22 protein-coding genes, 1 riboswitch and 1 other annotated feature are annotated in these 21899 nt (G+C 44.5%); of the genes, 13 read left to right on the forward strand and 9 right to left on the reverse strand.

Features of this window, described 5'->3' with window-relative positions; translation table 11 throughout:
- Nucleotides 1–8: 8 nt before the first annotated feature.
- On the reverse strand, nucleotides 9–1145 hold the full coding sequence (gene mnmA / locus VFDL14_RS07600) for a tRNA 2-thiouridine(34) synthase MnmA (RefSeq protein ID WP_032552094.1): 1137 nt from the start codon (nucleotides 1143–1145) through the stop codon (nucleotides 9–11).
- A 204-nt stretch (nucleotides 1146–1349) separates the two neighbouring features.
- On the opposite strand from mnmA, the gene VFDL14_RS07595 reads away from it, so the two are divergent.
- Together VFDL14_RS07595 and VFDL14_RS07590 are read left to right on the forward strand one after the other, a co-directional pair.
- Complete coding sequence (locus VFDL14_RS07595) at nucleotides 1350–1619, forward strand: hypothetical protein (RefSeq protein WP_032552095.1); 270 nt, start codon at nucleotides 1350–1352, stop codon at nucleotides 1617–1619.
- A gap of 102 nt (nucleotides 1620–1721) precedes the next feature.
- A complete protein-coding gene (locus VFDL14_RS07590) occupies nucleotides 1722–3026 on the forward strand; it encodes an inosine/guanosine kinase (RefSeq protein ID WP_032552096.1) in 1305 nt (434 codons plus the stop codon).
- A gap of 674 nt (nucleotides 3027–3700) precedes the next feature.
- Here VFDL14_RS07590 and VFDL14_RS07585 read toward each other — a convergent pair.
- Nucleotides 3701–4111, reverse strand: coding sequence for an H-NS family nucleoid-associated regulatory protein (locus VFDL14_RS07585; protein ID WP_032552097.1), 411 nt, complete (start codon nucleotides 4109–4111; stop codon nucleotides 3701–3703).
- Nucleotides 4112–4475: 364 nt separating this feature from the next.
- Nucleotides 4476–4653, forward strand: a riboswitch (Lysine riboswitch).
- Nucleotides 4654–4768: 115 nt separating this feature from the next.
- Here VFDL14_RS07585 and VFDL14_RS07580 point away from each other — a divergent pair.
- The 9 genes from VFDL14_RS07580 (at nucleotide 4769) to hisIE (ending at nucleotide 13975) form a co-directional block, all read left to right on the forward strand.
- Nucleotides 4769–6361 (forward strand): Na+/H+ antiporter NhaC family protein, encoded by a 1593-nt coding sequence (locus VFDL14_RS07580; protein ID WP_032552098.1) that lies wholly within the window; start codon nucleotides 4769–4771, stop codon nucleotides 6359–6361.
- Nucleotides 6362–6548: 187 nt separating this feature from the next.
- Nucleotides 6549–6685: a sequence feature (His leader region), on the forward strand.
- Nucleotides 6686–6738: 53 nt separating this feature from the next.
- A complete protein-coding gene (gene hisG, locus VFDL14_RS07575) occupies nucleotides 6739–7635 on the forward strand; it encodes an ATP phosphoribosyltransferase (RefSeq protein WP_032552099.1) in 897 nt (298 codons plus the stop codon).
- Nucleotides 7635–8939, forward strand: a complete 1305-nt coding sequence (gene hisD / locus VFDL14_RS07570) for a histidinol dehydrogenase (protein ID WP_032552100.1) — start codon at nucleotides 7635–7637, stop codon at nucleotides 8937–8939. The genes hisG and hisD overlap by 1 nt, the downstream gene beginning before the upstream one ends.
- A 22-nt stretch (nucleotides 8940–8961) precedes the next feature.
- Nucleotides 8962–10002 (forward strand): histidinol-phosphate transaminase, encoded by a 1041-nt coding sequence (hisC, locus tag VFDL14_RS07565; RefSeq protein ID WP_032552101.1) that lies wholly within the window; start codon nucleotides 8962–8964, stop codon nucleotides 10000–10002.
- Nucleotides 10003–10093: 91 nt separating this feature from the next.
- The gene (hisB, locus tag VFDL14_RS07560) at nucleotides 10094–11182 is read left to right on the forward strand and encodes a bifunctional histidinol-phosphatase/imidazoleglycerol-phosphate dehydratase HisB (protein ID WP_032552102.1); all 1089 of its coding nucleotides are present in this window, start codon (nucleotides 10094–10096) and stop codon (nucleotides 11180–11182) included.
- Nucleotides 11183–11191: 9 nt separating this feature from the next.
- Complete coding sequence (hisH, locus tag VFDL14_RS07555) at nucleotides 11192–11806, forward strand: imidazole glycerol phosphate synthase subunit HisH (protein ID WP_032552103.1); 615 nt, start codon at nucleotides 11192–11194, stop codon at nucleotides 11804–11806.
- A 44-nt stretch (nucleotides 11807–11850) separates the two neighbouring features.
- Nucleotides 11851–12588 (forward strand): 1-(5-phosphoribosyl)-5-[(5-phosphoribosylamino)methylideneamino]imidazole-4-carboxamide isomerase, encoded by a 738-nt coding sequence (gene hisA, locus VFDL14_RS07550; protein ID WP_032552104.1) that lies wholly within the window; start codon nucleotides 11851–11853, stop codon nucleotides 12586–12588.
- Nucleotides 12570–13343 carry an imidazole glycerol phosphate synthase subunit HisF gene (gene hisF / locus VFDL14_RS07545; RefSeq protein WP_032552105.1) on the forward strand — a complete coding sequence of 258 codons (774 nt, stop codon included), beginning with the start codon at nucleotides 12570–12572 and terminating at the stop codon, nucleotides 13341–13343. The genes hisA and hisF overlap by 19 nt, the downstream gene beginning before the upstream one ends.
- Nucleotides 13340–13975 (forward strand): bifunctional phosphoribosyl-AMP cyclohydrolase/phosphoribosyl-ATP diphosphatase HisIE, encoded by a 636-nt coding sequence (gene hisIE, locus VFDL14_RS07540; protein ID WP_032552106.1) that lies wholly within the window; start codon nucleotides 13340–13342, stop codon nucleotides 13973–13975. The genes hisF and hisIE overlap by 4 nt, the downstream gene beginning before the upstream one ends.
- A gap of 180 nt (nucleotides 13976–14155) precedes the next feature.
- On the opposite strand, the gene VFDL14_RS07535 is transcribed toward hisIE, so the two are convergent.
- The 4 genes from VFDL14_RS07535 to VFDL14_RS07520 all read right to left on the reverse strand — a co-directional run bounded on the left by VFDL14_RS07535 (nucleotide 14156) and on the right by VFDL14_RS07520 (nucleotide 17420).
- A complete protein-coding gene (locus tag VFDL14_RS07535; RefSeq protein ID WP_032552107.1) occupies nucleotides 14156–14665 on the reverse strand; it encodes a YchJ family protein in 510 nt (169 codons plus the stop codon).
- A gap of 102 nt (nucleotides 14666–14767) precedes the next feature.
- Nucleotides 14768–15985: an EAL and HDOD domain-containing protein gene (locus VFDL14_RS07530; protein WP_032552108.1), complete on the reverse strand. Its 1218-nt coding sequence runs from the start codon at nucleotides 15983–15985 to the stop codon at nucleotides 14768–14770.
- Nucleotides 15986–16101: 116 nt separating this feature from the next.
- Complete coding sequence (gene lpxH, locus VFDL14_RS07525) at nucleotides 16102–16845, reverse strand: UDP-2,3-diacylglucosamine diphosphatase (RefSeq protein ID WP_032552109.1); 744 nt, start codon at nucleotides 16843–16845, stop codon at nucleotides 16102–16104.
- Nucleotides 16846–16925: 80 nt separating this feature from the next.
- Nucleotides 16926–17420: a peptidylprolyl isomerase gene (locus VFDL14_RS07520; RefSeq protein WP_032552110.1), complete on the reverse strand. Its 495-nt coding sequence runs from the start codon at nucleotides 17418–17420 to the stop codon at nucleotides 16926–16928.
- Between the two features lie 191 nt (nucleotides 17421–17611).
- Here VFDL14_RS07520 and cysS point away from each other — a divergent pair, with 191 nt between their 5' ends.
- Both cysS and VFDL14_RS07510 read left to right on the forward strand, forming a co-directional pair.
- Nucleotides 17612–18994 carry a cysteine--tRNA ligase gene (gene cysS, locus VFDL14_RS07515; RefSeq protein WP_032552111.1) on the forward strand — a complete coding sequence of 461 codons (1383 nt, stop codon included), beginning with the start codon at nucleotides 17612–17614 and terminating at the stop codon, nucleotides 18992–18994.
- A 98-nt stretch (nucleotides 18995–19092) separates the two neighbouring features.
- The gene (locus VFDL14_RS07510) at nucleotides 19093–19671 is read left to right on the forward strand and encodes a thymidine kinase (protein ID WP_032552112.1); all 579 of its coding nucleotides are present in this window, start codon (nucleotides 19093–19095) and stop codon (nucleotides 19669–19671) included.
- 113 nt (nucleotides 19672–19784) lie between these two features.
- Here VFDL14_RS07510 and VFDL14_RS07505 read toward each other — a convergent pair whose 3' ends face one another.
- The 3 genes from VFDL14_RS07505 to VFDL14_RS07495 form a co-directional block, all read right to left on the reverse strand.
- A complete protein-coding gene (locus tag VFDL14_RS07505; RefSeq protein ID WP_235201742.1) occupies nucleotides 19785–20378 on the reverse strand; it encodes a YdcF family protein in 594 nt (197 codons plus the stop codon).
- Between the two features lie 34 nt (nucleotides 20379–20412).
- Complete coding sequence (locus tag VFDL14_RS07500) at nucleotides 20413–21255, reverse strand: NAD-dependent epimerase/dehydratase family protein (protein ID WP_032552114.1); 843 nt, start codon at nucleotides 21253–21255, stop codon at nucleotides 20413–20415.
- 176 nt (nucleotides 21256–21431) lie between these two features.
- Nucleotides 21432–21662, reverse strand: a complete 231-nt coding sequence (locus VFDL14_RS07495; protein ID WP_032552115.1) for a TIGR02647 family protein — start codon at nucleotides 21660–21662, stop codon at nucleotides 21432–21434.
- Nucleotides 21663–21899 lie beyond the last annotated feature (237 nt).

The raw sequence follows: 21899 nt of genomic DNA on the forward strand, positions 1-21899 counted from the left end.
TCGATCAGTTAGATGCGTTTTTCGATGATGCCGCCACCAAGACAAACTTCGCCTTGATAGAATACTGCTGACTGACCTGGAGTCACTGCAATTTGAGGATCGTCGAAGATAACCTTGATGTTCTCATCGTCAATTGGAATGATTGTACAAGGAATATCTGTTTGGCGGTAACGAGTTTTTACTGTGCACTTCAAAACATCAGTAATTGGTGCGCGGTCTACCCAGTGCAGTTGCGACGCAATTAAACCTTCAGATTTTAGAAGAGGGTGGTCTTTACCTTGTACCGCAATCAATACGTTGCGCTTAAGATCTTTCTCGCCAACGAACCATGGGGCTTCGTTGCCGCCACCGCCTTTGGTACCACCAATATGCAGACCTTTACGCTGACCTAGTGTGTGGTACATCAGACCGTTGTGCTTACCAATCACTTTGCCTTCTGGTGTTTCAATATCACCTGGCTGTGCTGGTAGGTACTTGCCCAAGAATTCTGTAAATTTACGTTCACCGATGAAACAGATACCTGTTGAATCTTTCTTCTTAGCAGTGATCAGATCTTGCTCTTCTGCGATCTTACGTACTTCTGGCTTCTCTAACTCACCTACAGGGAATAGGCTGCGCGCAACTTGGTCTGAGCTAAGCGTGTATAGGAAGTAGCTTTGGTCTTTATTGCTATCTAGACCACGAAGCATTTCAGGCTTTTTACCTGCGTCTAGCTCTTCTTGAGTTGGGAAAGTACGACGAACATAGTGACCCATTGCAATGTAGTCTGCGTCTAGTACTTCATCCGCAAATTCAAGGAAGGCTTTGAATTTGATTTCTTTGTTACAAAGAATGTCTGGGTTTGGCGTACGACCTGCTTTGTATTCTGCAAGGAAGTATTCGAACACATTATCCCAGTACTCTGCTGCAAAGTTAATGGTGTGAAGGTGGATACCTAGCTTGTCACAAACCGCTTGCGCATCCGCAAGATCTTCAGCTGCCGTGCAGTACTCTTCGTTATCGTCTTCTTCCCAGTTTTTCATGAAAAGGCCTTCTACCTGATAGCCTTGTTGCTGGAGAAGATACGCCGAAACTGACGAATCTACACCGCCGGACATACCGACAATTACTTTCTTTTGGCTGTTTCCAGAGCTGATATCTGACATGTCTAAACACCGTTACTATTACTTGGTCGCAGATTCTAACAGAAAGAGAAACAACGTGACAGATCCGAGACCGGAATCACAGTTTCTTTTGCACAAGAATTGCGCTGTATTTCATTAGGAATCTGATGAAAGCGAAGCGAGTCGCTAGGATGTCAGACCTATATGTGGCATAGTCGCTGAAAATCCAAGACCTGAGATGAAAAAATGTCTGAACAAGATGAATTTATGCAAGAAGAGCAGTTGATTGAGATTATTGAGAATCAGCTAGAAGACGGACAACCGATTAAGGTCAAAGAGACTTTAATGCGTTTGATGATGACCGGGCACTCTCGTGAAGATGCAATTGCAGCGATGGCATGTGCACTTGCAATCGAAGTATTTGATGTCATGAAGAACAACGCTGAATTCAACCAAAAGCGTTACGCAGAACATCTGGATATGCTGCCAGATCTAAGCTTTATGGAAGGCGAATAAAAAAATACCCATGCAAACGTTTGCTATAGTTTGAGTGATTGCCGCGCTAAATATAGCGCGGTAGAATCCGCCCCCTATTTCCCCTTGACTTAGACTAGCCTTATGAAATTTCCTGGACAACGTAAATCAAAGCACTATTTTCCGGTTCATGCTCGTGACCCATTAGTGAGCCAATCTCAGAACAGCAAGAAGATGTCTCGCACTCATATTATTGGTATTGACCAAACTTTGGTGGATATCGAAGCGAAAGTGAGTTCAGAATTAATTGAAAAGTACGGTTTAAGTAAAGGTCATTCTCTAGTTATTAATGACGAAGCTGCAGAGTCTCTATACCAAGAGCTAAAAGAGCAGTGTCTGATTACTAATGAATACGCTGGTGGCACCATTGGTAACACGTTACACAACTACTCAGTGTTAGCCGATGACCGCTCAACACTTTTAGGTGTAATGAGCCAAGATATCAAAATCGGCAGCTACGGTTACCGTTACCTATGTAACACATCAAGCAGAATGGATCTGAACCATTTACAAGGGGTAGATGGCGCAATCGGTCGTTGCTTTGCTTTGATCACTGAAGATGGTGAACGCACCTTTGCAATCAGCGAAGGTCAAATGAACCAGCTAAATCCAGACAGCATTCCAGAGAAAATCTTCAAGAGTGCATCTGCATTAGTTCTAACTGCATACCTTGTTCGTTGTAAGCCAGGCGATCCGATGCCTGAAGCGACAATGAAAGCGATTGAGTACGCAAAGAAATACGATGTGCCAGTTGTACTGACTCTAGGTACTAAGTTCGTTATTCAAGACGACCCTGAATTCTGGAAAGACTTCTTAAAGCAGCACGTAACTGTTGTCGCGATGAATGAAGATGAAGCAGAAGCACTAACTGGTGAAAGCGATCCTCTAGCTGCATCAGATAAGACTCTAGATTGGGTAGATTTGGTTCTATGTACTGCAGGTCCAGTAGGTCTATTTATGGCGGGTTACACTGAAGAGGCTGCGAAGCGCGAAACAACACTGCCGTTGCTACCGGGTTCTATTGCCGAGTTCAACCGTTTTGAATTTAGCCGCCCAGCGCATAAAGCGTTGTGTGAATCTCCTATCAAAGTTTACTCGCATATTGCACCTTACATGGGTGGCCCTGAGAAAATTAAGAACACTAACGGCGCAGGTGATGCTGCGTTATCTGCGTTGCTACATGATATGGCTGCAAATAAGTACCATAAAGAGAATGTGCCGAATTCAAGTAAGCATCAGCACTCATTTTTAACTTACTCTTCGTTCTCACAAGTATGTAAATATTCAAACCGTGCAAGCTACGAAGTATTAGTTCAGCACTCACCACGTTTATCTCGTGGTCTTCCTGAACGCGAAGACAGCTTAGAAGAAGCATACTGGGAACGTTAATCTCTCACTATTGAAAAGCTGAATTGTTTAAAAGCCTCAAACCTAGTTTGAGGTTTTTTTATTTCTATTAATACTTGATTCGCACATTCAGATTTCGAATAGTCGGTAGTCAAGTAAGTAATAGTAAGGGAGTTTCATCGTAATTTATTTACGTAACACCTTGCCAAAAGGCGCTTGATAAGAGTATCTCATTATATGGCATGTATAATGTCTCGATGATTATCATGTGCGTGTATATACATAATAATAATGAGACAATTACGCAATAGCGTGGGTTATTGACGCGCTTATTATTCAATATGTTCCCAAATGGAACAGCCTTCACAGATATATATACTTTAGTATAACGATCGACAAGTTTTAGAGTTTGAGATAATTGATCGGGTTATCGTGAGTCTGCGGATTTTCAGCTTAGCGCTACCACAAAATGTCGTGGTTATCTTTCTATTGAACGGCGTGGCATTACAATATTGTAAAGCGTTAAGGGAGTTGATTCGGCTGAGGTGCCTGATGACCACAATAGGTGGATGTTATCTATTAAGGACGGGTAACATGAAGGAAGGGCAGAAGTGTAGATGCTCATTTTAAGATTGTAAGAGACAAGCAGTTTTGCTCAGATAAAAATAAAGGCCTATCGAAATAGGCCTTTATTATATGAATTTGATTGCTAACTATTAGATAGCGAAATCTTCTAGAGATTTACCAGCATCAAGCTGTTGTTGAATTGCTGAAGGTGTACGACCTTGACCAGTCCAAGTCTTCTCTTCGCCGTTTGCATCAACGTATTTGTATTTAGCAGGACGTGGTGCACGCTTAGATTTAGTGCCTTTTGCTTTTGACTCACCAGAAAGAGCAGCAATTAGATCAGCAACGTCGATGCCGTCTTTAGCGATTTGATCTGCGATTGCAGCTAGTTTTGCTTCTTGTTCTGCACGAGCAGCACGTTCTTCAGCTTCAGCTTCTTGACGCTCTTGTACAACAATAGTCAGTTTATCTAGTGCTTCTTCTAGTTGCTCAAGAGTTAATTCACGTGAGAATGCACGAAGGCTACGGATATTTAATAGAGTTTTTGTTAATTCAGACATGATATTTCCCATCAAGATAAATTAATTAATCCTCCTAATAATAAACAGAGGTATTAAAGAAAACAAACAGTATTTTTTATTAGAACTTAATTAAATATTGAAAAAGAGGGGAACTTTCAGAAAAACCGATGGAGTCCCAAGTTTAAGATATAATAATTCTAATACTACTCTATAAATGTGATATGTGACTGATGGAGTAGGTGTGGCGATGTTGTGAGCACCTTGATTACTTTACTAACAAAAAAGTTAGTTTTCTCGGAATGATATGTTGCATTGTTGCTTTTGTTGAGTACAATTGCGGCTACCTGATGCGGTGCGCTGGTTAAATTGTTGTTAAAATGAACTAACATTAGTTAAAAGTGTTATCGCACGTAGAGGTGCAATTGCAAAGAGTAACTCTCATTGGGGTGATGCCAATGAATGGGAGCAAAAGGTGTAATTGCCGAAGTAAATTGTATATCTAAGCAATTTGCTGGGGTTGTGCTAAATAGGTACAACACTGCCATAGTCTTAATTTTAAACTATGGAGCGCTACTGTAGGGTTGGGTGAAGTGTTCACTTCCCTTTCGCTTAGTTCAACATGAACTTGGTCGTCTGTACCGAGTTTGTCTGCAGTAGATCTCTAGCCAAATAAAAATAAACTGGTTTTTGAAGATCATGAATTTAATAGATTTTGCAACATCGCCTTTATCATTGCTCCCGCCACTGGTGGCATTGAGCCTTGCTATTGTGACTCGTCGTGTTTTAGTTTCTCTTGGTGTCGGTATTGTAATGGGCGCTATTCTACTGGCTGATTATTCAGTTGGTAATGCCGCGAGCTATGTTGCTACTAAGGTATCGGGTGTTTTCATTGAAGACGGCGGTATTAACACTTGGAACATGAGTATTGTCGGGTTCCTTCTTCTTTTGGGTATGATGACGGCGTTGCTAACGCTATCTGGTGGTACTCGTGCGTTTGCTGAATGGGCACAGTCTCGTGTTAAGAGCAAACGTGGTTCTAAACTATTAGCTGCATTCTTGGGTGTATTCATCTTTGTTGATGATTACTTCAACAGCCTAGCCGTTGGTGCGATCTCTCGCCCTGTAACAGACCGTTTCTATGTATCTCGCGCTAAGCTTGCTTATATCTTAGATTCAACTGCTGCTCCAATGTGTGTGATCATGCCAGCATCAAGCTGGGGTGCGTACATCATGACTATCATCGGTGGCATTCTTGTGACTCATGGTATGACAGAGTACTCGGCACTAGGCGCATACATCCGTCTTATCCCAATGAACTTCTACGCAGTGTTTGCACTACTAATGGTATTTGCAGTGGCGTGGTTTGGTCTTGATGTAGGCAAAATGCGTGACCACGAAATTGAAGCATCTCAAGGCCGTGGTTTTGAAGGTGACAATGACAGCCAACAAGCTCACGACCTAAATGAAGAGCTAGACATTGAAGAGAGCCAAAACGGTTCAGTGTCTGATCTAATCATGCCTATCGTATCGCTTATCGTGGCGACAGTAGCAGCGATGCTATACACCGGTGGCGCGGCACTGGCTGCTGACGGCCAAGCGTTCAACTTACTTGGTGCGTTTGAAAACACAGATGTAGGTAAGTCTCTTGTTTACGGTGGTATCTTAGGTCTACTTGTTGCTCTAGCAACCGTGTTTAAGCAAAAACTGCCTATGGCGGAAATCGTTCGTACTATGTGGATCGGTGCTCGCTCAATGTTTGGCGCAATCCTGATCCTTGTATTCGCATGGACAATCGGTTCAGTTATTGGCGACATGAAAACAGGTACTTACCTATCTTCGCTAGCAACGGGCAACATTGATTACCACTGGCTACCAGTGATTCTGTTCCTACTTGCTGGTCTGATGGCATTCTCTACTGGTACATCATGGGGTACCTTCGGCATCATGCTACCAATCGCGGGTGACATGGCTGGCGCGACAGACCTTGCACTTATGCTGCCAATGTTGAGTGCGGTACTAGCAGGCTCTGTATTTGGTGACCACTGTTCTCCAATTTCAGATACAACCATTCTGTCTTCAACCGGTGCACGTTGTAACCACATCGACCACGTAGCGACGCAGCTTCCTTACGCGCTGTCAGTGGCTCTAGTATCGTGTGTAGGCTTCATCGTTTTGGGTATGACAGCTTCTGTAGCGCTTTCGTTCTCAGCAGCAGCGCTAACATTCGTTGGTGTGTGTTTCGCACTGGGTTACTTCTCGCGTTGCAAAATGGCAACTTGCAAGAGCTAATCAGTGAAATAACCACACTTAAGAGGGAGGCTACGGCTTCCCTTTTTTATTGGCGTTAAATTAATTTTAAAAATCGTGAAAAAAGTTCGAATAAATGGTTGAAAAAGACCACCACCTTAGTTAGTGTGGAGATAAGACAGCAAACAACATAAGAGCTGATAAGTATGCGTAAATTAGTAATGAACATTCATCACCATCATCACCCTATCTAGTCTTTCGGGGAGATATACGCGTACCCGGGAGCAAGATTACTCCCGGAGGTTAAGTCAAAAGAATTTAGATTTAAACCCTCGGGATGACAGAGTCTTCCGAGGGTTTTTTAGTTTTAGCGCTTTAAATTAATTAATAAATTCAAATATTTGCACAGGGATACAGCAATGCAGACACAACGCCTAAGAATCGCAATTCAAAAGAAAGGTCGCCTAAGTAAAGAGTGCCAAGACCTACTAAAAAAATGTGGTGTTAAATTCAACATCATGGGTGAGCGCCTAGTTGTACATTCACTAAATATGCCAATCGACCTATTACTGGTTCGTGATGATGACATCCCAGGTTTGATCATGGACGGTGTCGTTGACCTTGGTTTCATTGGTGAAAATGAACTGGAAGAAGTTCGCCTAGATCGCCTTGCTCTTAAAGAGCCTGCAGAGTTCCAAACACTACGTCGTCTAGATTTCGGTGGTTGCCGTTTATCTATCGCAATCAATAAAGACGAAGAGTACAACGGACCGCAAGACCTAGCGGGCAAGCGTATCGCAACCACTTACCCTCAACTTCTAAAAGCTTACATGGACGAGCAAGGTGTTGATTTCAGCACTTGTATGCTAACTGGCTCTGTAGAAGTGGCTCCTCGTGCTGGACTTGCAGATGCGATTGCTGACTTAGTTTCTACAGGCGCAACACTGGAAGCAAACGGTCTAAAAGAAGCTGAAATCATCTTCCAATCTAAAGCGACACTGATTCAACGTACTGGCGAATTTGACGCAGATAAGACAGCATTGATTGAAAAGCTACTAACGCGTATGCAAGGCGTACAACAGGCGAAAGAGTCTAAGTACATCATGCTACACGCTCCAACTGCTCAGCTTGAACAGATCAAAGCGTTGCTACCAGGTGCTGAAGATCCAACGGTTCTTCCTCTTTCAACGGACAAAGATAAAGTTGCAGTTCACCTAGTAAGTACAGAGAACTTGTTCTGGGAAACGATGGAACAACTGAAAGAGCTAGGTGCGAGTTCAATCCTAGTATTACCAATCGAAAAAATGATGGGGTAATCCGCATGAGAACCGTTGTTTGGCAATCTTTAAGTGAATCTCAGCAAGATTCTGTACTAGAGCGTCCCGCGATTAGTGAGGGCGCAAACATCACGGCGGCTGTTTCTGAGGTTATCGCCAAAGTGCGAAGTGAAGGCGACGCTGCACTGACTGAACTGACCGAAAAGTTTGACCGAGTAACGCCAAAGTCTATCCGCGTTTCGGCGGACGAGATTGAAGAAGCAAGTGCTCGTCTAACAGCAGAAATGAAGCAAGCGCTAGAGCAAGCTTACCGCAACATTGCTAAGTTTCACGAAGCGCAAAAACCGCAACCTATTAAGGTCGAGACTCAACCTGGCGTTGTATGTGAGCAGGTGACTCGCGCTATCAATACGGTTGGTCTATACATTCCGGGTGGTAGTGCTCCGCTTCCTTCAACGGTTCTAATGCTTGGTGTTCCGGCTCAGATTGCGGGTTGTCGTAAAGTGGTGCTTTGTTCACCACCACCGATTGCAGATGAGATTCTATACGTAGCTAAGCTTTGTAAAATTGATGAAGTATACAATGTGGGTGGTGGTCAGGCTGTTGCTGCTATGGCTTACGGCACTGAGACGGTATCAAAGGTAGATAAGATCTTTGGCCCTGGTAACGCTTACGTTACCGAGGCAAAGCGTCAAGTGAGCAACGATTTCCGTGGCGCGGCGATTGATATGCCTGCGGGTCCTTCTGAAGTACTTGTTATCGCAGACGAAACAGCAGATGCCGACTTCATTGCTGCGGACTTGTTGAGCCAAGCTGAACACGGCCCTGACTCTCAAGTGGTATTAGTAACGCCATCACCAGTGATTGCAGACCAAGTAACGGAAGCGGTTCAGAAGCAACTCAAAGAATTGTCTCGTGCAGATATCGCGCAACAGGCGTTGGCATCGAGCCTAATCATCATTGCAGAATCGATTACGCAAGCGGTCGCTATCTCTAACTTCTATGGTCCTGAGCACTTAATCGTACAAACTAAGAGCCCACGTGAACTTCTACCTCTGCTTGATAATGCAGGTTCAATCTTCTTAGGTGATTGGTCACCTGAGTCAGCAGGTGATTACGCATCGGGTACCAACCACGTTCTTCCAACTTATGGTTATACCAAAACCTACTCTAGCTTAGGTTTGGCGGATTTCTCTAAGAGAATGACAGTTCAAGAGCTATCAGCAGATGGCTTGAAAGGCCTCGCACCAACGGTTGTTACCATGGCAGAAGCCGAAGGTCTTGATGCACACAAACGTGCCGTAACCATCCGAGTTGAAAAACTCAATCGCGCCGAAGCATAGAATTAAAGAGAGTAAGTTGTTCATGGAAAAGCTAGCAAGAAAACAAGTTCAAGCCTTAACTCCTTATTTGTCGGCAAGACGAATCGGTGGTTCAGGTGACGTATGGCTTAATGCCAATGAATCTCCATTTGATAATGAATACACGCTGAATCTTGCGCGTCTAAATCGTTATAGTGAGTGTCAACCAAAAGAGATGATTGAGGCGTACGCTCAATACGCGGGTGTTAAAGCTGAACAGACCATCACAACTCGTGGTGCGGACGAAGGTATTGAGCTATTGATTCGCGCTTTCTGTGAGCCTGGTGAAGATGCAATCCTTTACTGTCCACCGACCTATGGAATGTACGCGATTAGCGCGGAAACTATCGGTGTCGAGCGTAAGGTTGTTCCGCTGACTTCTGAGTGGCAGCTCGATCTCGATGCGATCGAAGCGCAGCTTGATAACGTTAAAGTCGTATTTGTATGTAGCCCAAACAACCCGACGGGTAACCTTGTTGAGCGCAAAGACATCATTAAGTTGTTGGAAATGACGCAAGACAAAGCGATTGTAGTGATGGATGAAGCGTACATCGACTTCTGTCCAGAAGCCTCGACGGTGGACCTTTTGGATCAGTATCCAAACCTTGCGATCTTAAGAACACTTTCTAAGGCGTTTGCTTTGGCTGGTTTGCGCTGCGGCTTCACGTTGGCGAACAAAGAGTTGATTGATGTGCTTCTTAAAGTTATCGCACCTTATCCAGTACCAGTTCCAGTAGCGGAGATCGCCACTCAAGCGCTGTCTCAAGAAGGGCTAGCTCGTGCGAAGTTCCAAGTGCTTGACCTTAACGCAAACCGTGCTTACCTACAGGCAGGTTTAATGGGGATGCCACAACTGACGGTGTTCGATGGTTGGGGTAACTACTTGCTCGTTAAATTCCCTGATGGTGATGCAATGTTTAAAGCGGCGTGGGACAACGGCATCATTTTACGCAATTCGCCGATCGAAGATTGTGTTCGAATCAGCGTTGGTAATCGAGAAGAGTGCGAAAAGACACTTGGTTTTATTCGAAACTTTTACCAATAGAAACAGCGATTGATTAAGCGAAGTAAACAGATTGATTTGGCTTAGATGCTATTGTCAGAGCCACAAGATTTAAAATTAAAAGGAAGTTCCAGTGAGTAAACAACAGAAAATTCTATTTATTGACCGTGACGGTACTCTGATCGTTGAGCCGCCTGTCGATTTTCAAGTTGACCGCCTAGATAAGCTTAAGTTTGAGCCGTTAGTGATTCCTAGTTTGCTTGCGCTGCAAGATGCTGGTTATCGTCTAGTGATGGTTACTAACCAAGATGGGCTTGGCACGGATAGCTACCCTCAAGAAGATTTCGATGCGCCACACAACATGATGATGGAGTTTTTCGAATCTCAAGGTGTGAAGTTTGACGATGTACTGATTTGTCCTCACTTTGACGAAGACAACTGCTCTTGCCGCAAACCAAAACTTGGTTTGGTGAAAGAGTACCTGCAAGCGGGTAAAGTCGATTTCCAGAATTCTGTTGTGATTGGCGACCGTGTTACTGACCTGCAGTTGGCCGAGAACATGGCTATTCGTGGCATTCAGTACAACCCAGATCCAAATGCAGAAGGCATGATGAACTGGCCGCAAATCCTAAAAGATTTAACTGTAAAAGCCCGCGTTGCAGAAGTGGTTCGTACTACCAAAGAGACGGACATCAAGGTAGCTGTAAATCTTGATGAAACAGGTGGTAATAAGATTGATACAGGGATGGGTTTCTTCGACCACATGCTGGATCAAATCGCGACACACGGCGGCTTCCAAATGAATCTGTCGGTGAAAGGTGACCTGCACATTGATGATCACCACACGGTAGAAGACACAGCACTTGCTCTTGGCCAAGCACTAAAAGATGCGCTGGGTGACAAGCGTGGCATTGGTCGATTTGGCTTTAGCCTGCCAATGGATGAGTGTCTGGCACAGTGTGCGTTAGACCTATCTGGTCGCCCGTACCTAAAGTTCGATGCGAAGTTCAGCCGTGAGCAAGTAGGCGATCTTTCTACTGAGATGGTGGTTCACTTTTTCCGCTCACTAACCGACACGTTAGCGTGTACGCTGCACCTATCTTCAGCAGGTGATAACGATCACCACATCATCGAGAGTTTGTTTAAAGCATTCGGTCGTACTCTACGCCAAGCTATTAAAGTTGAAGGCAACGAGTTACCAAGTAGCAAAGGTGTACTGTAAGGAATGAGCATGAAAGAGCAGAAAGTCGTCATCATCGATACGGGCTGTGCCAATGTTTCGTCGGTAAAGTTTGCCATTGAACGCCTTGGTTATGCCGTTGAGATCTCGAAAGACCCTGCTGTCGTTCTGGCGGCAGATAAACTGTTTTTACCGGGCGTGGGCACCGCAAGTGAAGCGATGAAAAACCTTGCTGAGCGTGACCTGATTTCACTGGTTAAACAGGTTGAAAAGCCACTGCTTGGTATCTGTTTGGGCATGCAGCTGCTAGGTAAACTTTCGCAAGAGAAAGGCCAAAAAGCCGATGAGCTAGTCGAGTGTTTGGGTCTATGTGACGGTGAAGTTCGGCTAATGGATACTGGTGATTTGCCGCTTCCTCACATGGGTTGGAATACCGTGAAATCAACACCGGAACACCCACTGTTTAAAGATATCGAAGAGGGTGAGTACTTCTACTTCGTACACAGTTTTGCAATGCCGGTTGGTGATTACACTATCGCACAGTGTGAATATGGAAATCCATTTACCGCAGCGGTTCAAAGCGGTAACTACTACGGTGTTCAGTTCCACCCAGAGCGTTCTTCTAAAGCAGGCTCTAAACTGATTCAGAATTTCTTGGAATTGTAATAAAGGATTAGGCAGTGGCTAACACTGCCATAAAAGGAATGTAAATGATTATTCCCGCATTAGATTTAATCGAAGGCCAAGTTGTTCGCTTATTCCAAGGCGACTACGGCCAAGTAACAGAATACAAAGTTGACCCAGCTGAACAGTTCAATCTGTATCACCAAGCGGGTGCTAACTGGCTCCACCTTGTTGATCTTACCGGCGCTAAAGACACAACAGCGCGCCAACTTGACCTGATTGCTAAGTTGCTGGCTAGCACACCGGCCAACATCCAGATTGGCGGTGGTGTTCGCAATGAGCAAGACGTTGTCGATCTACTGGAAGCTGGTGCTCAACGCGTTGTTGTTGGCTCAACTGCAGTGAAACAGCCTGAACTTGTTAAAGGCTGGATGGAAAAGTATGGTGCCGAAAAAATCGTACTTGCTTTGGATATCAACATTGATGAAAACGGTACTCGTAAAGTAGCGATTTCAGGTTGGCAAGAAGATTCAGGTGTGACGATTGAAGCACTGATTGAAGACTACCTGACGGTCGGCCTAAAACACGTTCTGTGTACTGACATCTCACGTGACGGTACGTTAGAAGGATCAAACGTAGAACTTTACGTTGATCTTTGTAAGCAGTATCCACAGGTTCAGTTCCAATCATCAGGTGGTATTGGCAGTCTAGCTGATATCGAAGCTCTTAAAGGCAGTGGAGTAGCCGGCGTCATTGTTGGCCGCGCACTTCTTGATGGCAAGTTCACCGCAGAGGAGGCGTTTGCATGCTGGCAAAGCGAATAATCCCTTGTTTAGACGTTCGTGATGGACAAGTAGTAAAAGGCGTTCAGTTCCGTAACCACGAGATCATTGGTGACATTGTTCCTCTAGCACAGCGTTATGCGGAAGAGGGCGCAGATGAACTGGTTTTTTACGATATCACCGCATCGAGTGATGGCCGAGTCGTCGATAAAAGTTGGGTAAAGCGTGTTGCAGAAGTGATTGATATTCCCTTCTGTGTTGCTGGTGGTATTAAATCGGCTGAAGATGCAGCACGTATTCTTGAGTTTGGCGCAGACAAAGTATCGATTAACTCTCCAGCATTGGCTAACCCACAACTCATCACTGATTTAGCGGATAAGTTTGGTGTTCAATGTATCGTTGTGGGCATCGACTCTTACTACGACAAAGAGACGGGTAAGTACCAGGTTTATCAATTCACCGGCGACGAAGCACGTACTAAGGCCACTCAATGGGAAACCAAAGATTGGGTTCAGGAAGTGCAGAAGCGTGGCGCAGGTGAAATCGTACTTAATATGATGAACCAAGATGGTGTGCGCAATGGCTACGACTTAGAGCAGCTTAATATGGTTCGTGAAGTGTGTAAGGTACCGCTGATTGCGTCTGGCGGCGCAGGGGCAATGGAGCACTTTGCAGAAGCGTACAACAAAACAAACGTGGATGGAGCGCTTGCAGCTTCTGTATTCCATAAACAAGTCATCAATATTGGTGAACTGAAGCAATATCTAAAACAACAAGGTGTAGAGGTGCGTCTATGAGTTTCGCAGCGACAGAAGTAAATACGCTGGCTGAACGTATCAATTGGGATAAGGTGGACGGTCTCGTTCCTGCAATCGTGCAAGATTTTCAGTCAAGCCAAGTACTAATGATGGGCTACATGAACCAAGACGCCCTGGCTAAAACGGGTGAAACGGGTCAAGTTACCTTCTTCTCACGCACTAAAGAGCGTCTGTGGACTAAAGGCGAGACGTCAGGCAATGTTCTGCAACTGGTGAACATGTCATTGGATTGTGACAACGATACCCTGCTGGTAAAAGTGAACCCAATCGGTCCAACTTGTCACCTTGGGAACACCACCTGCTGGGATGTGGATCCGCAAGAAGAGACACAGATGGTGTGGCTTCATCAACTTGAGCAGCTACTGGCTGCCCGCAAGGACGCAGACCCTGACTCTTCTTACACTGCCAGCCTATATGCCCGTGGCACCAAGCGTATTTCGCAAAAAGTGGGCGAAGAAGGCGTTGAAGTCGCGCTTGCGGCGACGTCGGGCGATAAGGCGGAGCTAGTCTGTGAATCAGCAGACTTGATCTATCACCTAATGGTTCTATTGCAAGACCAAGGTCTATCAATGAACGATGTGGTGAATAAGCTAAAAGAGCGCCACAAGTAAGCTCTTTTTAGATCTATTGAACCCCATAAAAGATAGTACAAAGCCCCATAAGCAACTATGTTTATGGGGCTTTTTTAGCGTTCTATCCTGTGCATCTCTCTCCTTTAGGCCTCGTCATTCCGAGGAGCCTAAGCGACATCAGGAATCTCTTCTTCTAATCTGACTTCCTATACGTACGAGTTAGCCACAGCACTTCTTGTACTTCTTACCACTTCCACAGATACACGGATCATTACGACCGATCTTAAAGCTTTCTACGGTTTGGTTGAGGCGAGGGTCGATCGCCGGCTCAGGTTGGCTCTGTTCTGGAAACTCACCATCGATATAGAACCAAAGGCCATTTTCTCGTACGAAGCGCGAGCGTTCTTGCATGCAATACTGCGCGCCTTCTTCATTGAAATAGGCTTTGAACTCAACGAAACCTTCATCGATATTAGTTCCAGGTTGCACATTGACTACTTCAAGTCCTGCCCAATCGCTGTCAATAGATTCGGCAATACCTTCACGCTGCGCCTCAGCATTGCAGCTAGGGTGATAGGTATTCACTACATAATCCACTAGGCCGAGTACATGAGCGCTGTATCGCGAACGCATCAGCTGTTCTGGAGTTGTAACGTTATGATGGTCTTTATGCGCAACTTCACAGCACATAGCGTAGCTCTGTTTGCTACCGCAAGGGCATTGAGACATTTATCTTATCCTATAAAAATGGCCTCAATTAGGAGGCCATTAATGTTGTCTGAATGAACATTGTCGCAAGTCTAACAAAACTCAAGGTGTGGTGATACACACTTATGTCGTTACTGGCGAGAGTAGCTCTTGTGCCCAGTTGGTTGCTTCGTCATAGGTTTGACCTAATTGAGCTTCGGTTAGCTTCAATAGGTTTCGGATACGTGTTGCTTCATCCCAGCGAGCTTGTTCATAGGCAACAACCATTGCGAGTACCGCGCCAAGCACGCCTTTGCGGTTTACTAAGGCCTGCTTGATCTCTTCGTCGATTGGGACTGCGTTCAGTACTTCTTGTAGCGGCTGATCAAGTAGGGAGTCTAGAAGCGAGAACATACCTGTTAGGAAGGCTTGTCCGGGTTCTTCTTTAACGCGCATCTTTTCAATCAGCAGCTCGCATTGTCGAGCTCGAATTACGGCTAGGCCGTATAGGGAATCAGGCTTATCTTCTTTAGCTGATGCAATCGCGACTAATGAGACGAACTTACGCAGTTTTTGCTCACCTAAATACACTAGTGCTTGTCGGAAGGAACGAATGGTCGTGGTCGCACCGCCGGCAGAGTTTACGTAGGTCAATAACTTATAAGATAAGGTCACATCCAAGGTGATCAGTCGCTCGACCTCATTGAAGTCAATCGGCTCGTTGGCGATCTCTTTGCACAATTGAATCGTGGTCAAAAATGCAGGGTTCAACGCGCGTGTTTGAATCATTTCAGGCTTGCTAAAAAAATAGCCTTGGAAGTAACTAAAACCAGCCGCTTTTGCTTGCTCATACTCTTCGTGTGTTTCGACTTTTTCAGCGAGGAATTTAATGTCGAGATCACGCATCGTGCTCATGAACATTGAAGCCTTTGCGATCGGCACAAGTCGGATATCAAACTTGATGATCGAGACGTAAGGGAGGAAGCGTTTCCAAGCTTTACTTGGTACAAAGTCATCCAGAGCGATGGTGTAGCCCGCGTCGTAAATGGTTTTGATAGCCTCTAGCAGCTCATCAGTCGGTTCACAGTCTTCAAGTATCTCAACGACCAAGCTCTCTTTCGGGAAAAGCGTTGGTACAAGGTTAATTAAGCTGGCATATGGGAAATTAACAAAACCGAGCTTGTCTCCTAACGTATTGTAGTGAGTAGACAAGAAATGGTCTGACAGTAAGCGACTGGTAGCAAGCTCAGGTTCGACTTCTGGAAACGTATTCTTAGGACCGTCTCTAAAAAGTAACTCGTAACCTAAGGTTTTTTTATCAATATCAAGTATTGGCTGGCGTGCTACGTATGAATATTTCACTTAGTATTGCGTTCGGTTTAGTTTTAATAGACTGATGATAGCTAATTCTGAGGAAATTACCATATACAATCATAGAAAGTCTGACGCATCATAATAATCCGTATGAAACGGCGGATTTAGTTATGAAATCGGTTGCTAAACTTTCTCGATTGCAGCTCAAATCCGTCTGGTGTCACGACCAAAACAGAACCTTGAGTATACCAATCACCAAGCACTACTCGAGTTTGTTCTTGATTTTCGGCATTGGTAAAACGATGTACATTTGGTCGATGAGTGTGACCGTGAATCATCAGATCGGCCTGATTATCTTTCATCACTTTCTCGACTTCAGATTGGGTGACATCCATGATGTCGAGTGACTTTGTCTGTTTGTCGTCTTTAATATCAGATTGCACTTTGGAAACAATCTTCTTCTTAATGAAGAAAGGAATTCGATTGAATACCCATTGTAGCCATGGCTGGTGGACCTTTTCCCTGAATGCTAGGTACTTAACATCCTCGGTGCAAAGTGTATCGCCGTGAAGAACCACCGCCTTCTGCCCATAGATGTCGATCACTTCCACTTCGTCGAGAAGTTTTACACCCGTTTGCTTGGCGAATCGATTGCCGACCAAGAAATCGCGATTACCTTGGGTAAAGTAGCAAGGAACGCCTTGAGCAACTAAGTCGATAAATGCCTGGCGAATCGATTTTGCAAAGTCGCTAGTGTCATCATCTCCAATCCAAAACTCAAAAAGATCACCTAATACATAGAGTGCATCGGCTTCGACGGCTTCATTCTTCATGAATGTAAAAAAGCACTCGGTAATGTCTGGTCGAGAAGGGGTGAGGTGCAGGTCTGAGATAAAATATGTTTTCATACAGTTTTAAAAAAAGGGAGCGAGTGCTCCCTTGTCCTAATTATTGATGTATCAATGGTGAATACGAATCGAAGGCTAGATTAAGCTTCGATTGTTGTACCAGTGATGATCACTTCTTCTAGTGGTACGTCTTGGTGCATACCCATAGAGCCAGTGCTAACACCTTTAATTTGGTTTACTACGTCCATGCCTTCAACTACTTCAGCGAATACACAGTAACCCCAACCGTCTAGGCTTTCGCTACGGAAATCTAGGAATTTGTTGTCGTTAACGTTGATGAAGAACTGAGAGCTTGCAGAGTGCGGTTCCATCGTACGAGCCATTGCTAGCGTGCCTACTTTGTTGCTTAGGCCGTTGTTTGCTTCGTTTTTGATAGTCGCGCGAGTTGCTTTTTCTTTAAGGCCAGAAGTCATGCCGCCGCCTTGAATCATGAAACCATCGATAACACGGTGGAATAGTGTGTTGTCGTAGAAACCGTCACGGCAATACTGTAGGAAGTTTGCGCTTGTTTCTGGTGCTTTTTCTTCGTTTAGTTGAACTTTGATATCACCAAAATTTGTGTGAAGGATGATCATGATTGTTACCTTACTGTCTTTTTTAATATGAAAGGCGATTCTAGCCTAGTTTGATTGAGTTTCAAAATACGAAATCGTCAATAGATAACAAGGAGTTTAGCCGATTTGGCGGTGAAAGGTATTACCTAATAACTAATGACTTGTTATACTGCGAGTCTCATTTCGATTCATCCACAATATAGATAGAGATCATGTTGAAGATATATAACACACTCACAAGACAGAAAGAGGAATTCAAACCAATTACAGCTGGCAAAGTCGGCATGTATGTCTGTGGGGTAACCATTTACGATCTCTGTCACATCGGTCATGGCCGTACCTTCGTCTCTTTTGACGTTGTGTCTCGTTACTTACGTTACCTTGGCTATGACCTAACATTTGTTCGTAACATCACAGACATCGATGACAAAATCATCAAGCGTGCAAACGAAAATGGCGAATCTTGTGACTCGCTAACAGAACGTCTCATCGGCGAAATGCACGCAGACTTTGATGCGCTAAACATGAAGCGTCCAGATGTTGAGCCTCGCGCGACAGAATTCATCACTGAAATCATCGAGCTGGTTGAAACCTTGATTGCTCGTGGTTTCGCGTACGTAGCAAGCAACGGCGACGTAATGTTTGAGGTTAAGAAGTTTGACGAATACGGCAAGCTTTCTAAGCAAGACCTTGATCAGCTGCAAGCGGGTGCTCGTGTTGATGTTGAGTCAGCAAAACGCAGCCCACTAGACTTTGTTCTTTGGAAGATGTCTAAGCCGGGCGAACCAACATGGGAATCTCCATGGGGTCCAGGCCGTCCAGGTTGGCACATTGAGTGTTCAGCAATGAACTCTTCAATCCTAGGCAACCACTTTGACATTCACGGTGGCGGTTCTGACCTTCAGTTCCCACACCATGAGAACGAAATTGCGCAATCTTGTTGTGCACATGGTACAGACTATGTAAACACATGGATGCACAGTGGAATGGTAATGGTCGACAAAGAGAAGATGTCTAAATCTCTAGGTAACTTCTTTACGATTCGCGACGTACTAGGTCACTACGATGCAGAAACGGTTCGTTACTTCCTAATGTCTGGTCACTACCGTAGCCAGCTAAACTACAGTGAAGATAACCTGAACCAAGCACGTTCTGCACTTGAGCGTCTATACACGTCTCTGCGTGGTCTTGACCTAACTGTTGCACCAGCTGGTGGCGAAGAGTACGTTTCACGTTTTACCGCAGCGATGAATGACGACTTCAACACACCAGAAGCTTACTCTGTGCTGTTTGATATGGCGCGTGAAGTGAACCGCTTGAAGACAGAAAGCCTTGAGAAAGCAAGCGAGCTTGGTGCTCTAATGCGTGAACTGGCTGATGTTATTGGTATTCTTCACCAAGAGCCTGAAGCTTTCCTTCAAGGTGGTGCGGGCGATGACGATGAAGTCGCTGAAATCGAAGCGCTGATCAAACTGCGTAACGATTCTCGCGCTTCTAAAGATTGGGCTAATGCCGACCTTGCTCGTGATAAGCTGAATGAGCTAGGTATTATCTTAGAAGACGGCCCTGAAGGCACAACTTGGCGTCGTAAGTAATCTTATAAAAAGGGCTGATTTTCAGCCCTTTTTTCTAGCATAAATTCTAGTTTCACCCTTATTTTTATACTCAATTTATATTTAACAGGAATATTTCTGTGGCTCAGATGTATTTTTATTACTCTGCGATGAACGCGGGTAAATCAACAACGCTCTTACAGTCTTCTTTTAATTACCAAGAGCGTGGGATGACTCCCGTAATCTTTACTGCGGCGTTAGATGATCGCTACGGCGTTGGTAAAGTAAGTTCACGTATCGGTCTTCAATCGGAAGCACAGTTGTTCAAAGCGGATACGAACCTATTTCAAGCTATTGCTGCATTGAACGAAGAGGAAAAGCGCCACTGTGTTCTAATTGACGAGTGTCAGTTCCTATCGAAAGAGCAGGTTTATCAACTAACTGAAGTAGTCGATAAGCTGAACATTCCTGTGCTGTGTTATGGTTTAAGAACCGACTTCCTTGGTGAACTATTTGAAGGTAGCAAATACTTATTGTCGTGGGCAGATAAATTGGTTGAGCTTAAAACCATTTGTCACTGTGGCCGCAAAGCGAACATGGTGATTCGTACCGACGAACATGGTGTGGCGATTGCAGAAGGGGATCAGGTTGCGATTGGTGGCAACGATAAATATGTCTCTGTATGTCGACTGCACTACAAAGAAGCATTGGGCAAATAATCCCGGTTGAACAAATAAAAACGGTGGCTATCGAAAGCCACCGTTTTTTATATCCGAAGGAATTCATCCTATAACGTATTTAGAATGTCTACTTAGACCTTGAACCCAACGTTTTAAGCTTCAAGTCCAATACTCTTAATCTGTTGATAGGCTGATTCCACATCTTCTGGGACGGGAAGGGCAATCTGGAACCCTAATCTTGGATATTCTTTGATACGCTCGAAATCGGCAATTAATGCACTTAACACCATCTCCAAGGGCAACTCTTCATTGTAGTAATCAACCCAGTGTTGCCATTGAGAAGTAACCGTAATCTGTGCGTCTTTATCCGGCCACTGTTGTTTGAAGGTGGCGTAGGTTCGCTTCTCCATAAATGGTTTTTGAACTAGGGTCAGTCGCTGAGGGATATCACCTCTATTTTTCAGCAAGTCATAGGTAAAACGTACATTTTCACCGGTATTACTTGCTTGTGTCTCGAGAACAATTGCTGAATCGGGAACACTACAGTCACGGGCTATTGCGGCAAATGTCTCGGCTTCGCTGCGACTGAATTGACCTTCTGTAAATCGCCCAACGCCACCAGAAAAAACGATGTAGGGAGCGATCCCTTGCTTGTACAGTTGAGCAGCGTATTCAGCCACACGAGTGTCGTTGCTACACAAAACAAAGATACAATCTGAGGGTGCTGGTGTATCGCCGACTCTCATATAATCCCACAGAGTGTCAATAGCTCGGTGTAATTTAGTCATCGAGGGCATCCAAGGTAGAGTTATATTTGAATGAGAAACCTAAGCTAATAATCTTTTCTGAAGAGACTCGTTTATCTGGCGTATCGACAATTGGCGGAAGGGATTCTTTGCTGTTCGCGCTCTTTAGTGCAGCGGCATAGAATTCAGCTTTGCTCACCGTGTTAGGTGTTGTGACATTGACAACTTGGTTGTGGAGTTGCGTGATGGCGAAATCAACGCCGCGAATCGCGTCATCTAGGTGCAGCATATTGGCTGGTGCTTGAGAGCTCACTTGTTTTAGCTTGCTTGCAAAACGAGAAGGGTGGCGATTAGGACCAATCAGTCCACTAAAACGCAGCACAGTGTAATCAATGCCAGAGTCGATAACAGATTGCTCAGCTGTAAGCATGATCTTGGCGTTGTCAGAAAACGGATAAGCTGACGATGTATTTGCGATCGCTAGCGATGCGTCACTCTCATCAATGGTTCCTGGCTTTTCTGGATACACAGTAGTAGAGCTCACCATAATCAGTTTCTTGATATTCGCTTTTTGGCTTGCTTCTACTAACTGCTGCCATTGCTGTGCGTAAGCTATCCCTGAGCCTTTTCTAAATCCAGGTGGGAAGCTGCCAATCACGATTTCAATGTTGTTCTCAAGTAACAGTGAATAGAGTTGAGAAACGGTGTCTGCATTTTCACTAAAACAAAATTCCAATCCGTGTATTTGTTGTTGTTTAAGTTCTTCCACACCTTGCGAGCTTGTTTTCGTTGCGACAACGCTGTGTCCGTGGCGGGCTAAATGGTCCGCTAAAGGTGCGCCAACCCAACCAGCTCCTAGGACTAATATAGATGCCATAATTTCCTCACTTACTTACTGTAATTGGTATTCGCGATATTGATTGGTGATTTGACCTTACAGGAAGTCAAAATATTTCCTTTAAGCCTAACAAACCTTTGTAAAAAAATGAAAAGTCCATAAACGAAAAAACTCCATTGCCGAAGCTAATGGAGTCTGAATCTGGAAATGTGAACTTATTTTAAAATGCGTAATAGTTTGTCGGCACGCTCTGCGGTTTCAATACCTTCGTCAGTGAGGTAACCGCCATCTGGTTGAGTACAAAGGCCCTTGTCGAACAAACGTTGTACCGCTTCTTTCATTTCAGAAGAAGCTTCTTGATGCACCTTAATGCCGGTCGCGGCGCTGCTTACATCAAACTGAAGAAGAAGGTTTAAATCTGCAATGTGTTCAGTGGTGTACTTCATAATTGACCTATTAATTTTAATGTCTTCTGTTTTCACAATAGTGCGCAATGATAATGCAGGCAATAGGAAATCAAGAGAATTGATAACTGATACCAAATTGGGTGTTTAATCAACGAATAGCTTGGTGTCTCTAATTAAATTGGCTGAATTATATTCATTTGGGCAATGGGTGATGTTCATTTTGAGACGCTTGTAATATATTGGACTGACAAAAATCTAATGACACCGAGATGGTGC

Origin of the sequence: Vibrio fortis (genome assembly GCF_000695685.1) — a bacterium.
In the GTDB taxonomy this organism is placed as follows: domain Bacteria; phylum Pseudomonadota; class Gammaproteobacteria; order Enterobacterales; family Vibrionaceae; genus Vibrio; species Vibrio fortis_A.

Bases quoted from the DNA above. Each gene is read 5' to 3' on its own strand.
- hisF (WP_032552105.1), top strand. From the start codon at position 12,570: ATGCTGGCAAAGCGAATAATCCCTTGTTTAGACGTTCGTGATGGACAA.
- VFDL14_RS07580 (WP_032552098.1), top strand. From the start codon at position 4,769: ATGAATTTAATAGATTTTGCAACATCGCCTTTATCATTGCTCCCGCCA.
- lpxH (WP_032552109.1), bottom strand. From the start codon at position 16,845: ATGAAAACATATTTTATCTCAGACCTGCACCTCACCCCTTCTCGACCA.
- hisIE (WP_032552106.1), top strand. From the start codon at position 13,340: ATGAGTTTCGCAGCGACAGAAGTAAATACGCTGGCTGAACGTATCAAT.
- VFDL14_RS07595 (WP_032552095.1), top strand. From the start codon at position 1,350: ATGTCTGAACAAGATGAATTTATGCAAGAAGAGCAGTTGATTGAGATT.
- mnmA (WP_032552094.1), bottom strand. From the start codon at position 1,145: ATGTCAGATATCAGCTCTGGAAACAGCCAAAAGAAAGTAATTGTCGGT.
- VFDL14_RS07585 (WP_032552097.1), bottom strand. From the start codon at position 4,111: ATGTCTGAATTAACAAAAACTCTATTAAATATCCGTAGCCTTCGTGCA.
- VFDL14_RS07590 (WP_032552096.1), top strand. From the start codon at position 1,722: ATGAAATTTCCTGGACAACGTAAATCAAAGCACTATTTTCCGGTTCAT.
- VFDL14_RS07520 (WP_032552110.1), bottom strand. From the start codon at position 17,420: ATGATCATCCTTCACACAAATTTTGGTGATATCAAAGTTCAACTAAAC.
- hisA (WP_032552104.1), top strand. From the start codon at position 11,851: ATGATTATTCCCGCATTAGATTTAATCGAAGGCCAAGTTGTTCGCTTA.
- hisH (WP_032552103.1), top strand. From the start codon at position 11,192: ATGAAAGAGCAGAAAGTCGTCATCATCGATACGGGCTGTGCCAATGTT.
- hisC (WP_032552101.1), top strand. From the start codon at position 8,962: ATGGAAAAGCTAGCAAGAAAACAAGTTCAAGCCTTAACTCCTTATTTG.
- VFDL14_RS07500 (WP_032552114.1), bottom strand. From the start codon at position 21,255: ATGGCATCTATATTAGTCCTAGGAGCTGGTTGGGTTGGCGCACCTTTA.
- cysS (WP_032552111.1), top strand. From the start codon at position 17,612: ATGTTGAAGATATATAACACACTCACAAGACAGAAAGAGGAATTCAAA.
- VFDL14_RS07535 (WP_032552107.1), bottom strand. From the start codon at position 14,665: ATGTCTCAATGCCCTTGCGGTAGCAAACAGAGCTACGCTATGTGCTGT.
- hisG (WP_032552099.1), top strand. From the start codon at position 6,739: ATGCAGACACAACGCCTAAGAATCGCAATTCAAAAGAAAGGTCGCCTA.
- VFDL14_RS07495 (WP_032552115.1), bottom strand. From the start codon at position 21,662: ATGAAGTACACCACTGAACACATTGCAGATTTAAACCTTCTTCTTCAG.
- VFDL14_RS07505 (WP_235201742.1), bottom strand. From the start codon at position 20,378: ATGAGAGTCGGCGATACACCAGCACCCTCAGATTGTATCTTTGTTTTG.